This window comes from Spiroplasma endosymbiont of Amphimallon solstitiale (assembly GCF_964030965.1).
Classification (GTDB): domain Bacteria; phylum Bacillota_I; class Bacilli_A; order Mycoplasmatales; family VBWQ01; genus Spiroplasma_E.
On sequence record NZ_OZ034999.1, the window covers coordinates 999212 to 1016541 of the forward strand.

Below are 17330 nucleotides of genomic sequence, written 5' to 3' on the forward strand. Positions count from 1 at the left end.
GTAGTTTTATTTATCTTCTTCAATTTTTACTGTCATTTCTTGATCATCAAAAACAAATTTAACTTTTTTATCATCTTTTTTATTAACAGCATCACTGGGTTTATCATTTTTTTTATTTTCAAATAAAGGTTTTGGTTTTTTCTTTAATTCTTTTTCATTTTTTAAATAATATTTTTGAACTATATCAAAAAGTTCATTATTTAAACTACCATCTTTATATCTCTTTTTAAATTTATAAAAATACTTATAACGCTTATCTAAAATTATTGATTTAATTTCATTAAAGAGTATAAAAGCATTTCTACTTGAAAATTTATAATTATTTTTACCTATTTTTACTAAATTATGACTTATAATATTGTTTATTTTAAACTTAAATCTTTTTCTTTTAAAAAGAAAAATAACTAAAATAAAAATAAAAGTTAGCATTAATAATAATATTGATAATCCTATTATTATTCAGTCCTTTATTGAAAAATCTGATCAATTAACTAAAAACATTATATTTAAATTATTTTGCATATAAATAACCCCCTAAATTTTCTTAATATATAAATTTGCGTGATTTTATAAACAAGTTCTTCTTATCTTTTATTTTGGATAAATTACATTTAAAATTACACTTCCAATAACTAAAGGGTCATCATAAGTCATTTCAACTGTTAAAGTAGTTGGTTTAATGTTAATATTATTATATTTTAAATTACCTAAAATAATTTTTTCTTTTATTAAATTTGATTGTGGATTACTTTCAATTAGTCTCTCTTTAATAACCTCCTTTACAGTTTCTGGACTTGTCATTTTCAATTAGTCTTCAGGTTTTAATTGCAAATTTGTTTTGTTTTTTAAAATTACTGCTAAAATTTGTTTATTATCACTAATCGATGATTGTTTAGAGATCGAACCATTTGATTTTTTTTATTTTTTTCTTCCTCTTCTTCTTTTTCTCCTTCTGTTTCAGCAATAGCTGTCATACCACCAGCAATGGTGGCTCCAATTAAAGCTGCAGAGCCGATAAGACCAACAATAATTTTTGTTGATTTCTTCTTCTTTTTCTTTTCTTCTTCATCTTCTTCTGACATAAATTACAAACCTCTTTTCTAAGCCCTTAAATTTTTTCTAAGTTAATTTTACATGATTAAAAATAATCTATTGACATTTTACTTTTATTAGAGTAGAAATTTAGATAAACAATTAGTTGTATAAATTACTGATGTATTTTTTTATTTTTTGAAAATTAATAATCTTAAACATTAAAATAGTAATTATTATTAGTTTTAATAAAGTTTTTTATCTTATTTTTTAAAGAACTTAGTAAAAATAAGATAAAATATTAATATTGCATTAAAGAAAAAGGTGAACGTATGTCATTTCAACAATTTAATTTACAACCATGACTAATTGAAAATTTAAAAAAAGAAAAACTAATTAATCCAACACCAGTCCAAACCGAAATTATTCCTTTAGCATTAACTTATAAAAACTTAATTATTAAAAGTGCTACTGGTAGTGGTAAAACTCATACTTATTTAATTCCAATTTTAAATAATTGTAATGTTACTTTAAAAGTAACACAAGCAGTTATTATTACACCTACTCGTGAACTTGCTCAACAAACGTTCAATTTTTTAAAAGCTTTAATCAAAGATCAAAATATTAGCATTGCTTGTTTAGTGGGTGGCAAAGATATTATTCGTCAAAGTAATAATTTAAGTAATAATCAACCACAAATTGTAATTGGAACTCCAACTAGATTAAAACGTTTATATGAACTTAATATGTTAGCAATTACTACTACTAACACTTTAGTTATTGATGAATGTGATATGTTATTTGATATGGGATTCATGGAAGATTTAGATTTTTTAATTACTAAAATGAATAAAAATACTCAAATTATGACTTTTTCAGCAACAATATTACACCAACTAGTTACTTGATTAAAAAAATATATTACTAACGCTACTACAATTAGTATTGATAATAAATCTCAAAAAATTCAACATATTTTTATTAATCGTTATCATCAAGATAGTAAAAAACAACTACAATCATTATTAACAATGTTTGATCCTTATTTATGTTTAATTTTTGTTAATAACAAAGAAAATATTGAAGAAATTGCAAACGTCTTAATTGAAGAAAATAAAAAAGTAGCAATCTTACATGGTGGATTACCAGCACGAGAACGTTCTCAAACTTTTAAACGTATTAAAAATTTTGAATATCAATATGTTGTTTGTTCAGATATCGCAGCACGTGGTATTGATATTGAAGGGGTATCTCATGTTATCTCTTTACAATTACCGACAAATAATATAGAATATTATTTTCATCGAGCAGGGCGAACAGGACGAGCTAACTATTCAGGTATTTCTTATGTATTTTATGATAAGAGTGATAATTCTACTATTCATAAGTTAAAAAATTTAAATGTTCCAATAGAATACTATAAAATTAAAGATAATAAGTTACTACCAGAAATTACTAATGACAACATCGTTGCTCATAAACGAAAAATAGAAAGAAATAAAGAAGAGCAATATGTTATTAATCGCTTTAAAAAAAATAAAAATGTAACTCCTGGTTATAAGAAAAAATTTAATAAAGATTTAGAAGCAATAAAAAAAGAAACAAGAAAACAACACATTAAAGCATCAATTAAGAAAATTAAAAAAACACAAGCAATTGCAAGAAGAAAAAAACTTTTTGATGAAAATTAATAATGAAAGAGGAAGCAAGATGGAAAATGACAAATTAATTATTGGATCTCATGTTTCAATGAAAGCACCAAAATATTTATTAGGTGCTCTTGAAGAGGCTCTAAGTTATAATGCCAATACGTTTATGTTTTATACAGGTGCTCCACAAAATACAATTCGTAAACCAACCAAAGCATTATTTATTAAAGAATTTACAGAAAAACTAATTGAAAAAAATATTGATATTAATAATCTTATTGTTCATGCTCCTTACATTATTAATCTGGCTAATAGTATTAACAAAAGTACTTACCAATTAGCAGTAGATTTCTTGCGACAAGAAATAATTCGCTGTCAAGATATTGGCATTAAAACTTTGGTTTTACATCCAGGTAGCGCTGTTGGTGCTTTACCACAAACTGCTTTAGATCAAATTGTTAAAGGACTAAATGCAGCATGTTTAGAAGAACAAACTGTAAAAATTGCTTTAGAAACAATGTCAGGAAAAGGTAGTGAAGTAGGAACTACTTTTGAACAACTTCAATATATTATTAATAATGTAAAAAGACCCGAACTAATTGGTGTTTGTTGAGATACTTGTCACTTATCTGATGCTGGTTATGATCTTAATAATAATTTAGAACAAGTAATACAACAATTTGATCAACTTATTGGATTAGATAAATTATTAGTTATTCATGTTAATGATTCTAAAAACCCAATCAATGCTCATAAAGATCGTCATGCTAACTTAGGAATGGGTTACCTTGGTTTTCAAACTTTAATTAACATTATTTATCATCCAATGTTGCTTACTAAAATAAAAATTTTAGAAACGCCATGAATTAACGGTCATCCACCTTATTTACATGAAATTAAAATGATAAGAACAAAAAAATATAATAAAGAAATTTTAGAATCATTAGGAACTAGTAAATAATGAAAAGAATTGGCATTTTTGGCGGAACTTTTGATCCATTTCATAATCAACATTTAAACATTGCAAATACAACCTATCATAAACTTTCACTTGATGAAGTTTGAATTTTACCAACAAAACAAAATCCGTTAAAAGATAGTGTCAGTGCCAACGATCAACAAAGAATAGATATGATTAATTTAGTTATTAAAAACTATTCTTGAATAAAATTAAATGATTATGAACTAACAAGTAAACAACCTAGTTATACTATTAATACTATTAACTACTTTATTGAAAACTATCCAAATCACAAATTCTTTTTTATTATCGGTTCTGATAATTTATATACCTTAAATAAATGACAAGGAATTGAACAGTTAATTAATTTAGTTAAAATTATTGTTGTTAATCGCCCTCATTATCGTAAAACATTAGAACTAATGTCAAAATACAAATGTCAAAATTTAGTAGTTCGACCAAGTAGTGATATTAGCTCTGCCAAAATTAGAAATGGTGAAATTATTAATCAAATTGATATTAAAATTAATGATTATATTAACAATAATTTAATATATAGTTATGAGCGTTTAAAAGCAAATTTGGATAACAATAGAACTGAACATTGTATTAATGTTGGTAAAATGGCTGCTAAATTAGCAATCCATTATAATGAAGATGCTAATTTAGCCCTAATTGCTGGAACTTATCATGACCTTTGCAAACAATGAAGTAAAAATAAAATGACTAAATATTTAACAAAATATAATAAAGAAATTTTACAAGAACCATTTCCAGTTTGACATGGTTATGTAGCAGCATTGTATTTAAAAAATCATTATCAGTACCATGATGATTTAGTTCTTCATGCAATTGCTAAACATACTACTGGTGCAACTGAAATGAAACCTTTAGAATTAATAGTATTATTAGCAGATAAAATATCAATTGAACGTAACCATTATTATGTTGAAGAATTAAGAAAACTTGCCTTTCAAGATTTAACTGTTGCTTTTAAATACTATCTAGAAATTTTAAAAAAACATTTACTAGAACAAAAAAAACCATTAAATAATAAGTTTTTAACAATATATGAAGCATGAAGTAATAAAAATTAACAAATAGTATCTACAGTAAAATACTTATTTATTAATTATTTAATATATAATATTAAAGAAAAGGGAAGTATAACTTAAAACAGAAGATGTATTTGTTCAGTAATGATTTCAAAATTGAATACTGATATTTATTAAGTGATTGATTTAAAAAACCAGAATATAAAGATACTTTAAATTATATAATAGATAGTAATTGTCGTTATTTTTTTAATTATATTCCATTAAAAGAATTGGGTTTACCACTATAACAAATAAAAATAAATTATTAATAAGGAGATCAAATATTATGTCTAAAAAAAATAAAACAAAAATTACTGCTTCGTCGACAAAAGAAAAAACAACAGCAAAAATAAAAAAAAGCGTGACTGATTATAATGAATTAAAAATAAAAAAAAGTGGTTTCTTAAGCACAGTTATTAAATACTTTAAAAAATATCCACTACTTTATCTAATTGCAATACTAACCACTATTGCTTCTTCAATAATTTCAGTGATTATTCCTAAAATTACTAATAATTTTTTAGCTACCCCCGATGGTTTTCAATGAGAAAAAATTACTACTTTAGCTTATATTTTAATTAGTTTACAAATTGCATCAGGATTATTTATGTACTTTCGTAATTTAACAGGAAGCATCATTGGTGTTAAAGTTGAAATTGAATATCGAAATAAAGTTTTTAAACATTTACTAGATTTAGATATGTCATATTATGAACACCGCAAAATTGGTGACACTTTAACAAAACTAATTAGTGATACTAGTGTTATTGGTGAAAATATGCAATCTATTCCTTTAACTATGCTTAGTTCAATTGTGACCTTTTTTGGTTCAATTTACGTTATTTTTTCTTTAAATTGACAATTATCATTAATTGTTTTAGGTATTGTTTTATCAATTTTAATAATATCAGTATTAAATGTTCAAATTATTCGTTATTTAAACTATAAATGAAGAAAAGTTTTTTAATTTTGTAGAAAAGTAGTGGTAAAATAAAAAAAGTCATCAACTTGACTTAAAATTTGATTTTATTAAATTTTGGGATTTATTTTTTTTACAAACTGAAATATAACACATTGGATTTTTGATAAGGGGTTAATTTTTAATTATGTAGAAAAGTATGGATGACCAAAAATTATTCATCAATTTACACTTAAAATATTATTTTTAATTAAAAATTTGTTAAAAGTAACATTATTTAGTTTAAAAATTCTCTAAAAATAACACTTTATCATGTATCATTACTTTTCTACAAAATTAAAGGGTTAATCCGTACTGTTGATATTTTCATTTCCATAAATTGAGGTAATTTTGAATATTGGTAAATCCAATGCCATGGTAATGAGTAATAAATTCTTTTAAACTTGATTGTATTTTACTGACATTACTTAATTTTTTATAATTTAATTCTTTATTTTCTTTTGATTTAAACTGCTGGATAGTGGATTTAGTTTGTTTAGCTACTGTATCATATAATACTTGCATATCACAAACTATAATTGAATTTTCTTCGATAAGTTTCGATGTTAAGTTTTCTTGTACTCATTTTTTATTTAATCTTTTAGTATTTGTTGTTTGAGCATAGATATTTCGGTTTTCATCAATTGCCATTTGAATACAACAATTTAAATCTTTAGCATTTTCTTCAATTCATTGTTTTCTTGGATCATTTGGATCTTTAAAGTTTCCTTTATGAATTTCTTTGATAAAAGTTTCGTCAACTTCAATTCTAGCTTTTAATTTTACAAATTGATTTTGTGTTTTTACTAATTGTGTTGATTTCATAAATTTTTGACGATTAAATCAGGCAGTTTTATTTGTAGTATTAATAAATTGAGAAATAATGTAAGCAGATTGACCTAAAGTAGCTATTTGTATCAATAAATCTCATTGATCATGAGATAAATGACTTCAATAAAAATAATGATTTTTAAAAGCATGAAAAGTAATATTACAACTTTTACATTTATATCTTTGCTTATAATCTTTACTACCATATTTAGTACACAAAAAAGAACTACAATCTGGACATTGAATCCCTTTCTCTTTGAATTTTTGTTCGACTGCTTCAAATTTTTCTTTTTTCTCAATTTGTTTAATTCTAGTTTTATTTTCTCTAAAAATCTCAATAAAATCTTTATCAGACAAATTATTTAAAATTTCTTTTACTGTATTTTTATTCATTTAAAATCACCTCTTTAATATTAAAAATACCATATAAAAATATATTTTTGCTAATTTTACTAATACCACTACTTTTCTACAAAATTAAAGGAAAAGTTTACACTGAAGTTAATGCTGATATTACTGATCGACTAAATACTATTACTTTAATTAAAAGTAATGCTACAGAAAAAAGTGAAAATAAAAGATTTTCTAATGAACATCTTAAATATTACCAAGCAGCAAAAAAAACTATTACTTTTGAAAGTTTTACTAGAGCATTACTAATTACATTACTAACAGGAATTAACATTGTTGGTTTAGTTGCTGGTTTCATGTTTGTAAGTAAACACATCATTAGTATTCCAACACTAATTGCTTTTTTATTAGCAGTCAACACTTTAATTTTCCCAGTTATTCAAAGTATTCAATTCTTAGGTAATTGAGCTAAAACATCAACTTCAATTTTAAGAGTTAATGAAATTCTTAATATTAAACCAAAAATAGTTAATAAAGAAAAAGCCTTACCAGTAAAACAAATTACTAGTGATATTATTTTTGAAAATGTTAATTTCCGCTATGATGAAAAAGAAGACTGAATTTTAAATAACTTCTCTTTCACTTTTGAAAAAGGTAAAAGTTATGCTATTGTTGGTGCAACTGGTGTCGGAAAAACTACTATTTCTAAGTTATTACTACGTTACTATGACCCTGCTGAAGGAAGAATTTTAATTAATAATAATACTGATTTACGTGATATTGACTTAGCACAATACTTACATCATATTGGCTATATTGAACAAGATCCACAAATTTTATTTGGCACATTTGCCGAAAACATTAGTTATACTAAGCAAGGAGCAACTTTAGAAGAAATCAAAATTGCTGCAAGTAAAGCTAACTTACATGATTACATTGAACAATTACCTAATGGTTATAATACAATTTTAGGTGAACGTGGGATTAACTTATGTGGTGGTCAAAAACAAAAAGTAGCTATTGCACGTATCTTTTTAAAAATCCAGAACTATTAATTTTAGATGAAGCTACTAGTGCTTTAGATAATATTGTTTTAATTATGTAGAAAAGTATGGATGACCAAAAATTATTCATCAATTTACACTTAAAATATTATTTTTAATTAAAAATTTGTTAAAAGTAACATTATTTAGTGTAAAAATTCTCTAAAAATAACACTTTATCATGTATCATTACTTTTCTACAAAATTAAAGTAATATTGTCGAAAAGGAAATACAAGCACAATTTAATAAATTAATGATTAGTCGTACTAGTATTATTATTGCCCATCGTTTATCAACAATTAAAACTGTTGATAAGATTTTAGTTTTAGAAAAAGAAAAAGGTTTAGTTCAAGTTGGTACTTTTGATGAATTAAAAGTTAAAGAAGGTCACTTTAAACATTTATATGAAGCTGGAATTATGGGGTAATAAAGATAGGAAGATAAATTATAATGAAAAAACAAAAACAACAATTAAAAGAAATGTTTTCTTTTTTTAAACAATTATTAAATCAAGATTCTTGAATTAAAGAACTTCATTCAGTTACTAATACTGAAGAAAAGAATGAGAATAAAAAAATTAAAAATATTCATCTCATTGATAATAAACTATTAGTTTCTTTTTGAAAAAAATATTCAATTTATAATATTGAAATTTATGATCTTTGAAAATCATTTAAAAATATTTCTTTAAATAATATGCAGCAAGTTAATAATAAAAATTATCATCAAATTTTCTTGTCAACAGAATTATCAATTTTTTTAATAAGATTAATTAAGACAGAAAATAAAATTAACTTTAATCAAACTTATGATTTTTTAGATTATGAATATATTCAAATTCAAGATATATTTAATTCACTAGTTAATATTTTAGATAAATTAAATTTAATACCCATCCAAATTAATTTAACAGAAGAAAATAAAGAACAAGCAATAAAAATTTCAAAAAAACAAAATTGAACTGAATTTGATGCAGAAGATATTCAATTTTTGAAAAAAGTTAAAACTGATTATTTTAAAAACAGATTCTATAAAAAATATTTCAATAAAAACATAGATAAAATTAATTTTTACGAACATTACTTAGCAGATGCTAGAAATCAAATTACACACTATCCAATTATTAATCATAGTTTAAAAAATAATGAAGAATTCAAAATAATTTTATTTAACTTACAAAATAATACAAATAATAAAATTCCATTTGAAACTAGTTTATTATTTTTATCTTTTAAGCGTGGTATTGTTTTAGCAACCTTATATTTATTTTTAGTTTATGAAGAAATGCTAAAAATAGATATTAAAAATATAGATTTATTTTTTTAATATTTGATAAAAATAAACACTAAAATTTTTTTTAATTATGTAGAAAAGTATGGATGACCAAAAATTATTCATCAATTTACACTTAAAATATTATTTTTAATTAAAAATTTGTTAAAAGTAACATTATTTAGTGTAAAAATTCTCTAAAAATAACACTTTATCATGTATCATTACTTTTCTACAAAATTAAAGAAAATTTTTAATAAAACCTGAATTGTAAATATAAATGGGACAGTTTTTTAAAACCTGAATTGTAAATATAAATGGGACAGTTTTTTAAAATAATTGTATTAAATCTATTGGTCTTTTATAAGATAGTGATTTTCTGGGTGTAGAATTAATTTGAAATGCTATAGTATTTAAATCTTTTTGTTTATATGAAGATAGATCTGTAGATTTTGGTAAATATCTTCTTAAAATACTATTATTATTTTCATTTAAACCTCTTTGACAAGGTTTACCAGGATCTGCAAAATAAATCTTAACATTACAATTTTTTTCGATTAATTTTCATTTACTAAATTCTTTACCACGATCAAAAGTAATAGTTTTAACTGTTCCTTTTTGTAACTTTGAAATAAATTTTATTATACTTTTTGTAATATTTTCTGATTTATTATTTTTAGTTGCTAAAGGAATTGTGGTTTTTGATCATATATCAGCTAAAGTAATAATAGAACTTTTATGATCTTTACCAATGATAGTATCACCTTCTAAATGACCAAATTCTTCTATATTTTTAATATTAGGAATGATTAAATTTCTTTCATGAATAGACTTACAATTATTAATTCTGCCCCTAGTTTCTTTTTGTTTGTGAGGTTTATTTTTTCCTTTTCTCAATAAGTTATTTTCATCAAAACCCATTCGATTTGTTTTAAACATGTTATATAAAGTTTTTGTTGAAATACTTTTTATTTTATTTTCCTTTAAAAAATTAGCAATTATATCAAGAGCATAATTTTTAGTAATTAACAAATGATTAATAGTATTAATTTCTATTAAAGTTAAAATTATTAATTTTCTACCTGCATTTTGTTTATTTTTTTGAATTTTATTCAATATTTCTAATGGTAATAAGTTTTGATTTAATAATCTACAAACTCTATGTACAGTTGATTTACTATAATCAATGGCTTTTGCTATTTTACGAATCGAAAATCCATAACTTTTATATTCTTTTATTGCTATTATTGATTCAATAGTCAGATACTTATACATTGTGCTAATTCCTTTCTTTTCTTAATTATAGAATTAACACAATTTAATTTTTATATAAGTGTCCTTTTTAATTTTACAATTCAGGATTTTTCTTTTAAACAAGAGTTTTTTATTATGAAAATGAAATTAATATACCAATTAATTCTAAAAAACAATTCATAAATTTTTTTTAGAATTCCTTATGAATTAAAAAGCAATTCTATCAAAATAAAAACTTTACCATACTTTAAAATTCATTGTAGAATTTCCCTAAAAGTACTATAATATAAATAACGATAGTTTAATATCGTTATAATTTTAATGATTATATAAACTTTATATCTTTATTAAAATTATATATTAACTTTAAAGGTATAAAATATGAGAAAAACAATAAATATTTTAACAGTTGGTATTTTTTCACTAGCAACAAGTACCACTATTTTAACTAGTGTGAATCACTTTAATACTAGCAAAAATGATTTACAAAAAGCAAACGCCACTACTAATCAAACATCATTATTTAATAATCAATATCAATATTTAAATAATAGTGACTGAATTACTAACCAATCAACAACCGATCATAAATTTTATAGTTATGATACTTCAGCATTAAAAAGTTATACTTTTACCAATGCTAGAAATGTCTTCTTAGTAGATACAACAGGTAACCTAGTTTATAATACCAAAGTTATTATTCCTAATGAAGATAAATCAGATATTGAAAATACAAAACAAGAAATGATTACCAAGAAGAAAGTAACATCACTTAAAAGCAATCCTAATTATTCTGATGCTTACAATTTTAGCGAATATCAACAAAATAATTTTATTGGTGACAATAATTGAACATATTTACAATTTGGTGGTCTTGAACAAAATATTGATATTTCTAACATTGCTGGTGCTTCTAAAATTGAAAATAATAACAATCTTAGTGAGAACTTAGGATTATATTACATTGCTGATGCTGCTATTAATAATAAAATTTCTTTAGCAATAGCTTATAATATCAGCCAACAATTCATTAATAAAAGCAGTTTAAACAAACTAATTAGTAACCAATTAACAAATAATATTATTAACTTAATTGTTGAAAATACTAACATCTTTACCTTTATTAAAAAATCACCCCTTTTCCTAAATATAAAAGATTATTCATTAAACTTTATTTTTGATAATGATAATAACTTAGTAGCAATTTACTATACAAAATGAAATATCCAAAATATAAATCAAAATATTAACTATCATTATAAAGAAGACTTTAGCAATATTAATAAAAATGATTGAGCAAAAAATAGTGATCAACAAATCATTTTAAATTGAACTAAATATGCAAAAAATTGAGAACAATTTTCACAACTTTATCCTAAATTTAATTTTAATAATTCTAAACTATCAATTAATAATATGGGTACATATAAAGAAAATAATAATCTTTCTGGTGATACTAATAATATTACTACTAATAAAAATATTAAATATGAACTACAAAATCCTTATAATGTTGTAGCAATTTCTGATCTTATTATTCAACTTCCAATTATTGATCTTTATGTATACCACGATGATAATAATATTTATTATCAATGAAATGCACGTGTTACTTCATCACCAAATTTAATTGCTGGTTGTAGTTTAGCAATTGATTTAGATAATATTAGTTTTCAATTTAAAAAATAATTAAATTTAATATATAAAAAATAATGCCTTAATTAAGGCATTATTTTTACAATGAATGTTGTCTTACAGTACTTTGATTAGATGCTGATGATTGGTTTTCTGCCATTTGATTAGAATTATTAATTAAATATTCTTCGCGAATTTCTAAACACTCAACTTTAATGTTTTCAATTCTTTTTAAAAATTCGGGATTATTATATGTTTGATATTTTCTAGCATTACGTCAATTATACTCTTGACCTGTGACATCTATTTTTTCTTTTACTTCATTAAGTTCTGACATAATTGACATTAATTGTTTAATATTAGGATTTGTTTTTGACTTCTCCTCGTTTAATTGTTGTTTAATATATTGTACTAGTCCAGCTGTTTGCATATAGGCAGGAGTACCTGCAGAATCTGAAATATCACCTAATATTTCTTTTTTAGTTTTATCAATTCTTCTTTCTACTTCAATTTTATTTTCAATTTCTTCTAATAAACCTTCAATTTCATTCATTAATTCTTTTTGATCTGCAATAATATTCATAATTTTTATCTTCCTTTTCACATATAATTTTAATTTAATAAACCTAGTATAGTTAAATTACTATACTAGGTATGAACAATTATTAAATTATAAATACTATTATAACTATAAAGTAAAAATTACTCAATCAACTATTATTTACTATTTTTAAATTTTCTAATTATTTTTTTGATCTAATATCATAAATAATCATTATATATGTTCTTTTTCTATTCAAGTTAAAACATCTTCTAAAATAATATTAATATTGGGTTCATTTAAAATTGCATGATTACCTTCTTCATAAAAACTATAAGTTATCCCCTGTCTTCAACGTTTATTATTTTTCTCAATTTTATCAAAATCGGCAAATATATCTTTTGCAGATTGAACAATCAAAATCGGACATTTAGCACTATTAAGATTTTTCGGTACTTGTTTACTTAATTTTTGTGCTTGTAAGGAAAATAATAATGTAAATTTCATATTAGTCATTGCTCTAATTTTCCCTTTTTTAATATAATTAGAGTTAATAGAAATTGTTTCCATATCAAAAGTAATAGGTAATGGATGATGTTTATAAAATAGAAATCCTCAAATTGCATGACAAACTAATGAAGGTTTTATTTTAAATATTTGTTTCTTAGTAACAAAATTAGTTAAAATTGCACCATCAATCATTTTTGGTAATCTTTTAATTGCTAATGCTGTTAATGCTGAACCTAATGATTCACCCATTAATAAAATTTTTTTATTAGGATAACGTTCATTCAAAACCGTTATAATATCTTTAATATCATTAATAGTTGTTCCTAAAGTATGATATTTTCATTTTTCATTTTCTCCTCAACCTCGTTGATCAAAACTTAAAAATGAAATACCATTTTTAGTAAAAAACTTAGCAGCTGTTTTAAAGTCTGTTAAAGAGGCACCCATACCATGAATACCAATAATAATATATTTACTATTATCAACAAATTTAAATTCAGTATGTAAAAAATAGTTATCCCTAGTAATGATTCCCTCGTTACTTCATTGTGGAAAATGACGATTCAGTTCTCAGTGATAATCAATATGGAAAATTTGATAAATTCTATATAAAATATAAAGTATTATTAACATAGCTAAAACTACAATAAGTATTGCTCATCAATAATGTTGCCAAAAATTATCCATAATAAATGATACCCTCCAATAATATATAAATACTTACTAATATTTTATCAAATTAATTTTGTTTTAATAAAAATATTTATTTCTTAGTGACTTCAGCAATTAATTGACCAACCGTTACTTGTTCATCATCTTTTACTACTTGCTTTACAACATAACCTTCCATTGTTTCATTAGTGAAAACAATTGGTGTTGTTACTTTTTTACCTTTATTCTTAACCTCTTGTAAATTAGCAACTACCATTACTTCTGATTTTTTAATTGGTTTACCTTGTTCAACTTTAATATCAAAGCCCTTACCAGCTAATTCAACAGTATCAATACCAATATGAACTAAACATTCAATACCTGTATTTACATCTTTAATACCATAAGCATGTCCTTTATTAAATACTGTTGCTAATTTTCCATCAAATGGTGATACAAATTCAACTCCATCTTTACCTTTATATTCAGGAATAATAGCAAAACCAGTCCCTAACATTTCCTGAGCAAATACTGGATCTTCAACTTTACTAAGGTTAATAACTTTACCAGTAACTGGTGCATAAATTAATAAAGGTAATTGATTTTTTTTCTTGAAAAACATATGTCGATTCTCCTCAAAATTATGTAAATTAGATGTTTATAATTTTAACATTAAATAATGTAACTTTAAAAATAAATAATATTTTTATTTTTTCCTGAATTGTAAAATTAAAAAGGACACTTATATAAAAATTAAATTGTGTTAATTCTATAATTAAGAAAAGAAAGGAATTAGCACAATGTATAAGTATCTGACTATTGAATCAATAATAGCAATAAAAGAATATAAAAGTTATGGATTTTCGATTCGTAAAATAGCAAAAGCCATTGATTATAGTAAATCAACTGTACATAGAGTTTGTAGATTATTAAATCAAAACTTATTACCATTAGAAATATTGAATAAAATTCAAAAAAATAAACAAAATGCAGGTAGAAAATTAATAATTTTAACTTTAATAGAAATTAATACTATTAATCATTTGTTAATTACTAAAAATTATGCTCTTGATATAATTGCTAATTTTTTAAAGGAAAATAAAATAAAAAGTATTTCAACAAAAACTTTATATAACATGTTTAAAACAAATCGAATGGGTTTTGATGAAAATAACTTATTGAGAAAAGGAAAAAATAAACCTCACAAACAAAAAGAAACTAGGGGCAGAATTAATAATTGTAAGTCTATTCATGAAAGAAATTTAATCATTCCTAATATTAAAAATATAGAAGAATTTGGTCATTTAGAGGGTGATACTATCATTGGTAAAGATCATAAAAGTTCTATTATTACTTTAGCTGATATATGATCAAAAACCACAATTCCTTTAGCAACTAAAAATAATAAATCAGAAAATATTACAAAAAGTATAATAAAATTTATTTCAAAGTTACAAAAAGGAACAGTTAAAACTATTACTTTTGATCGTGGTAAAGAATTTAGTAAATGAAAATTAATCGAAAAAAATTGTAATGTTAAGATTTATTTTGCAGATCCTGGTAAACCTTGTCAAAGAGGTTTAAATGAAAATAATAATGGTATTTTAAGAAGATATTTACCAAAATCTACAGATCTATCTTCATATAAACAAAAAGATTTAAATACTATAGCATTTCAAATTAATTCTACACCCAGAAAATCACTATCTTATAAAAGACCAATAGATTTAATACAATTATTTTAAAAAACTGTCCCATTTATATTTACAATTCAGGTTTTGATAAAAATTTTTCTACTAATGATTTAACTTCTTCATTGGTTTCACATTGTAATGCTTTTGATGCTAATATTTCTGTATCCTTTTTATTTAAAGTACTAATAATTTTTCTAGTTTCTAAAACACTAGATGCAGACATTGAAAATTCATCTAGCCCTAGACCAACTAGTAGTGGAACAGCAATTTTATCACCAGCCATTTCACCACACATGGCAACAGGACGATTATATTTATGTCCACCATCAATTGTCATCTTAATCAAACGTAAAATTGATGGATGATATGGTTGATATAAATAAGACACTTTTTCTGACATACGATCAGCGGCTAAACTATATTGAATTAAATCATTAGTTCCAATTGAAAAGAAATCCGCATATTTAGCAAATATTTCGGCATTAACTGCTGCTGCTGGAATTTCAATCATCATTCCAACTTGAATATCATCACTAACTTTAACTTTTTCTTTAATTAATTCTTTTTTGCAAGTTTCATATAATGCTTTAGCTGCTTTAAATTCTTCAACAGTAGCAATCATTGGAAACATAATAGCTAATTTACCAAAAGCTGAAGCACGAATTAAAGCACGTAACTGAGTTTTAAAAATATCTTTACGATCTAAACACAAACGAATGGCACGATAACCAAGGAAAGGATTCATTTCTTTTGGTAAATCTAAATATGATAATTCTTTATCACCACCAATATCTAAAGTTCTAATAACAACTTTATGTTTAGTAGCAGACAATACTTTTTTATATTCTTCAAATTGAATATCTTCACTTGGAAAATCACTACTTTCCATATAAAGAAATTCACTTCTAAAAAGTCCTACTCCTTGTGCATCATATTCAATTGCTTTAATCATATCTTTAGGTGAACCAATATTTGCTTCTAACTTTACTTCATGATTATCACTAGTTTTAGTTAATTTACCTTTAAATACTAATAATTCTTTTTGTTCTTCAATTCATGCGTTTTGTTTAGCAACTCATTTATTTTTTTCACTACTATTTAAATCAATTTCAATTTCACCAGTATTACCATCTAATACACAAAATTGATTATTTTTTACTTTTGTAGTAACATTTTTTAACCCAAGAACTGCTGGAATACCAAGACTACGAGCCATAATTGCTGCATGAGAAGTTCTACCACCAATATCACATAAAAATCCTTTAACAAATTTAGGATTCAATTGACTTGTTTCTGAAGGTGTTAGATCATGACTAACAATAATTGTTTCTTCTTTAATTGCACTTAAATCAATAGTTTTAATATTTAAAATTTTACGTAAAATTCGATCACGAACATCAATAACATCAGCAGCACGTTCACGAAAATAATCATCATCCATTGCTTGCAATGTTGTAATTGCTTTATTAGCAGTACTTTCTAAAGCATTAGCAGCATTATATTTTTCTTCTTTAATTAACTTTTCAGTATCTTCAATTAATACTGGATCAGTTGTTACTAAAAAATGAGCTTCAAAAACAGCGGCTTTTTCTTCACCCAAAGTTTTTGTTGTATTTTGGATGAGTTGTTTAATTTCATCACCTGCTATTTTTAAGGCATCATGTAACTTTTTAACTTCTCCTTCTATTTCTTTTTCATTAATTTTTTTAGGATTAGTTTTGATAGTTTCATGTTTTAAGATTAATGCTTTGGCTAGAGCAATGCCATTACTAGCACCAATACCTTTCATTTTTAACATTATATATATTTCACTCCTTATAAAATATGTTTATTAATAGTCTACTAAATTA

19 protein-coding genes and 1 pseudogene are annotated in these 17330 nt (G+C 23.4%); 11 read left to right on the top strand and 9 right to left on the bottom strand.

The features are described from left to right. Positions 1–6 precede the first annotated feature (6 nt). The 3 genes from AAHH39_RS06185 to AAHH39_RS06195 form a co-directional block, all read right to left on the bottom strand. Positions 7–522: a hypothetical protein gene (locus tag AAHH39_RS06185; protein WP_342219225.1), complete on the bottom strand. Its 516-nt coding sequence runs from the start codon at positions 520–522 to the stop codon at positions 7–9. A gap of 69 nt (positions 523–591) precedes the next feature. Then, positions 592–801, bottom strand: coding sequence for a hypothetical protein (locus tag AAHH39_RS06190; RefSeq protein WP_342219226.1), 210 nt, complete (start codon positions 799–801; stop codon positions 592–594). Between the two features lie 56 nt (positions 802–857). Next, a complete protein-coding gene (locus AAHH39_RS06195) occupies positions 858–1082 on the bottom strand; it encodes a hypothetical protein (RefSeq protein WP_342219227.1) in 225 nt (74 codons plus the stop codon). A 282-nt stretch (positions 1083–1364) separates the two neighbouring features. On the opposite strand from AAHH39_RS06195, the gene AAHH39_RS06200 reads away from it, so the two are divergent. From AAHH39_RS06200 to AAHH39_RS06220, 5 genes are all read left to right on the top strand, one after another. After that, positions 1365–2723 carry a DEAD/DEAH box helicase gene (locus tag AAHH39_RS06200; protein WP_342219228.1) on the top strand — a complete coding sequence of 453 codons (1359 nt, stop codon included), beginning with the start codon at positions 1365–1367 and terminating at the stop codon, positions 2721–2723. A 19-nt stretch (positions 2724–2742) separates the two neighbouring features. Then, complete coding sequence (locus AAHH39_RS06205; RefSeq protein ID WP_342219229.1) at positions 2743–3642, top strand: deoxyribonuclease IV; 900 nt, start codon at positions 2743–2745, stop codon at positions 3640–3642. Beyond that, positions 3642–4739, top strand: a complete 1098-nt coding sequence (locus tag AAHH39_RS06210; RefSeq protein WP_342219230.1) for a nicotinate-nucleotide adenylyltransferase — start codon at positions 3642–3644, stop codon at positions 4737–4739. Before AAHH39_RS06205 ends, AAHH39_RS06210 begins: the two co-directional genes overlap by 1 nt. A gap of 286 nt (positions 4740–5025) precedes the next feature. Then, on the top strand, positions 5026–5706 hold the full coding sequence (locus tag AAHH39_RS06215; protein ID WP_342219231.1) for an ABC transporter transmembrane domain-containing protein: 681 nt from the start codon (positions 5026–5028) through the stop codon (positions 5704–5706). 69 nt (positions 5707–5775) lie between these two features. Continuing rightward, entirely contained in the window at positions 5776–5955 is a 180-nt protein-coding gene (locus AAHH39_RS06220) for a hypothetical protein (RefSeq protein WP_342219232.1), read from the top strand. Between the two features lie 39 nt (positions 5956–5994). On the opposite strand, the gene AAHH39_RS06225 is transcribed toward AAHH39_RS06220, so the two are convergent. Beyond that, positions 5995–6921 (bottom strand): transposase-like zinc-binding domain-containing protein, encoded by a 927-nt coding sequence (locus AAHH39_RS06225; RefSeq protein WP_342219233.1) that lies wholly within the window; start codon positions 6919–6921, stop codon positions 5995–5997. A 47-nt stretch (positions 6922–6968) separates the two neighbouring features. Here AAHH39_RS06225 and AAHH39_RS06230 point away from each other — a divergent pair, with 47 nt between their 5' ends. From AAHH39_RS06230 to AAHH39_RS06245, 4 genes and pseudogenes are all read left to right on the top strand, one after another. Then, positions 6969–7934, top strand: coding sequence for an ABC transporter ATP-binding protein (locus AAHH39_RS06230; protein ID WP_342219234.1), 966 nt, complete (start codon positions 6969–6971; stop codon positions 7932–7934). Positions 7935–8134: 200 nt separating this feature from the next. Next, positions 8135–8350 (top strand): annotated as a pseudogene (locus AAHH39_RS06235) (ABC transporter ATP-binding protein); the annotation flags it as partial. Between the two features lie 23 nt (positions 8351–8373). Further along, positions 8374–9249 carry a hypothetical protein gene (locus AAHH39_RS06240; RefSeq protein ID WP_342219236.1) on the top strand — a complete coding sequence of 292 codons (876 nt, stop codon included), beginning with the start codon at positions 8374–8376 and terminating at the stop codon, positions 9247–9249. A gap of 3 nt (positions 9250–9252) precedes the next feature. After that, the gene (locus tag AAHH39_RS06245) at positions 9253–9396 is read left to right on the top strand and encodes a hypothetical protein (RefSeq protein WP_342219237.1); all 144 of its coding nucleotides are present in this window, start codon (positions 9253–9255) and stop codon (positions 9394–9396) included. Positions 9397–9525: 129 nt separating this feature from the next. On the opposite strand, the gene AAHH39_RS06250 is transcribed toward AAHH39_RS06245, so the two are convergent. Next, positions 9526–10470, bottom strand: a complete 945-nt coding sequence (locus tag AAHH39_RS06250; protein ID WP_342217695.1) for an IS30 family transposase — start codon at positions 10468–10470, stop codon at positions 9526–9528. A 360-nt stretch (positions 10471–10830) separates the two neighbouring features. Here AAHH39_RS06250 and AAHH39_RS06255 point away from each other — a divergent pair, with 360 nt between their 5' ends. Next, positions 10831–12138, top strand: coding sequence for a hypothetical protein (locus AAHH39_RS06255; RefSeq protein ID WP_342219238.1), 1308 nt, complete (start codon positions 10831–10833; stop codon positions 12136–12138). Between the two features lie 46 nt (positions 12139–12184). Here the strand turns inward: AAHH39_RS06255 and AAHH39_RS06260 are convergent, their stop codons facing one another. From AAHH39_RS06260 to AAHH39_RS06270, 3 genes are all read right to left on the bottom strand, one after another. Then, complete coding sequence (locus tag AAHH39_RS06260) at positions 12185–12667, bottom strand: hypothetical protein (RefSeq protein ID WP_342219239.1); 483 nt, start codon at positions 12665–12667, stop codon at positions 12185–12187. A 192-nt stretch (positions 12668–12859) separates the two neighbouring features. Then, positions 12860–13822 carry an alpha/beta hydrolase gene (locus tag AAHH39_RS06265; RefSeq protein ID WP_342219240.1) on the bottom strand — a complete coding sequence of 321 codons (963 nt, stop codon included), beginning with the start codon at positions 13820–13822 and terminating at the stop codon, positions 12860–12862. A 76-nt stretch (positions 13823–13898) separates the two neighbouring features. Then, the gene (locus tag AAHH39_RS06270; protein WP_342219241.1) at positions 13899–14408 is read right to left on the bottom strand and encodes a glucose PTS transporter subunit IIA; all 510 of its coding nucleotides are present in this window, start codon (positions 14406–14408) and stop codon (positions 13899–13901) included. Between the two features lie 178 nt (positions 14409–14586). Here AAHH39_RS06270 and AAHH39_RS06275 point away from each other — a divergent pair, with 178 nt between their 5' ends. Further along, positions 14587–15531 carry an IS30 family transposase gene (locus AAHH39_RS06275; protein WP_342217458.1) on the top strand — a complete coding sequence of 315 codons (945 nt, stop codon included), beginning with the start codon at positions 14587–14589 and terminating at the stop codon, positions 15529–15531. A 19-nt stretch (positions 15532–15550) separates the two neighbouring features. Here AAHH39_RS06275 and ptsP read toward each other — a convergent pair whose 3' ends face one another. Continuing rightward, positions 15551–17281 carry a phosphoenolpyruvate--protein phosphotransferase gene (gene ptsP, locus AAHH39_RS06280; protein ID WP_425288924.1) on the bottom strand — a complete coding sequence of 577 codons (1731 nt, stop codon included), beginning with the start codon at positions 17279–17281 and terminating at the stop codon, positions 15551–15553. Positions 17282–17330 lie beyond the last annotated feature (49 nt).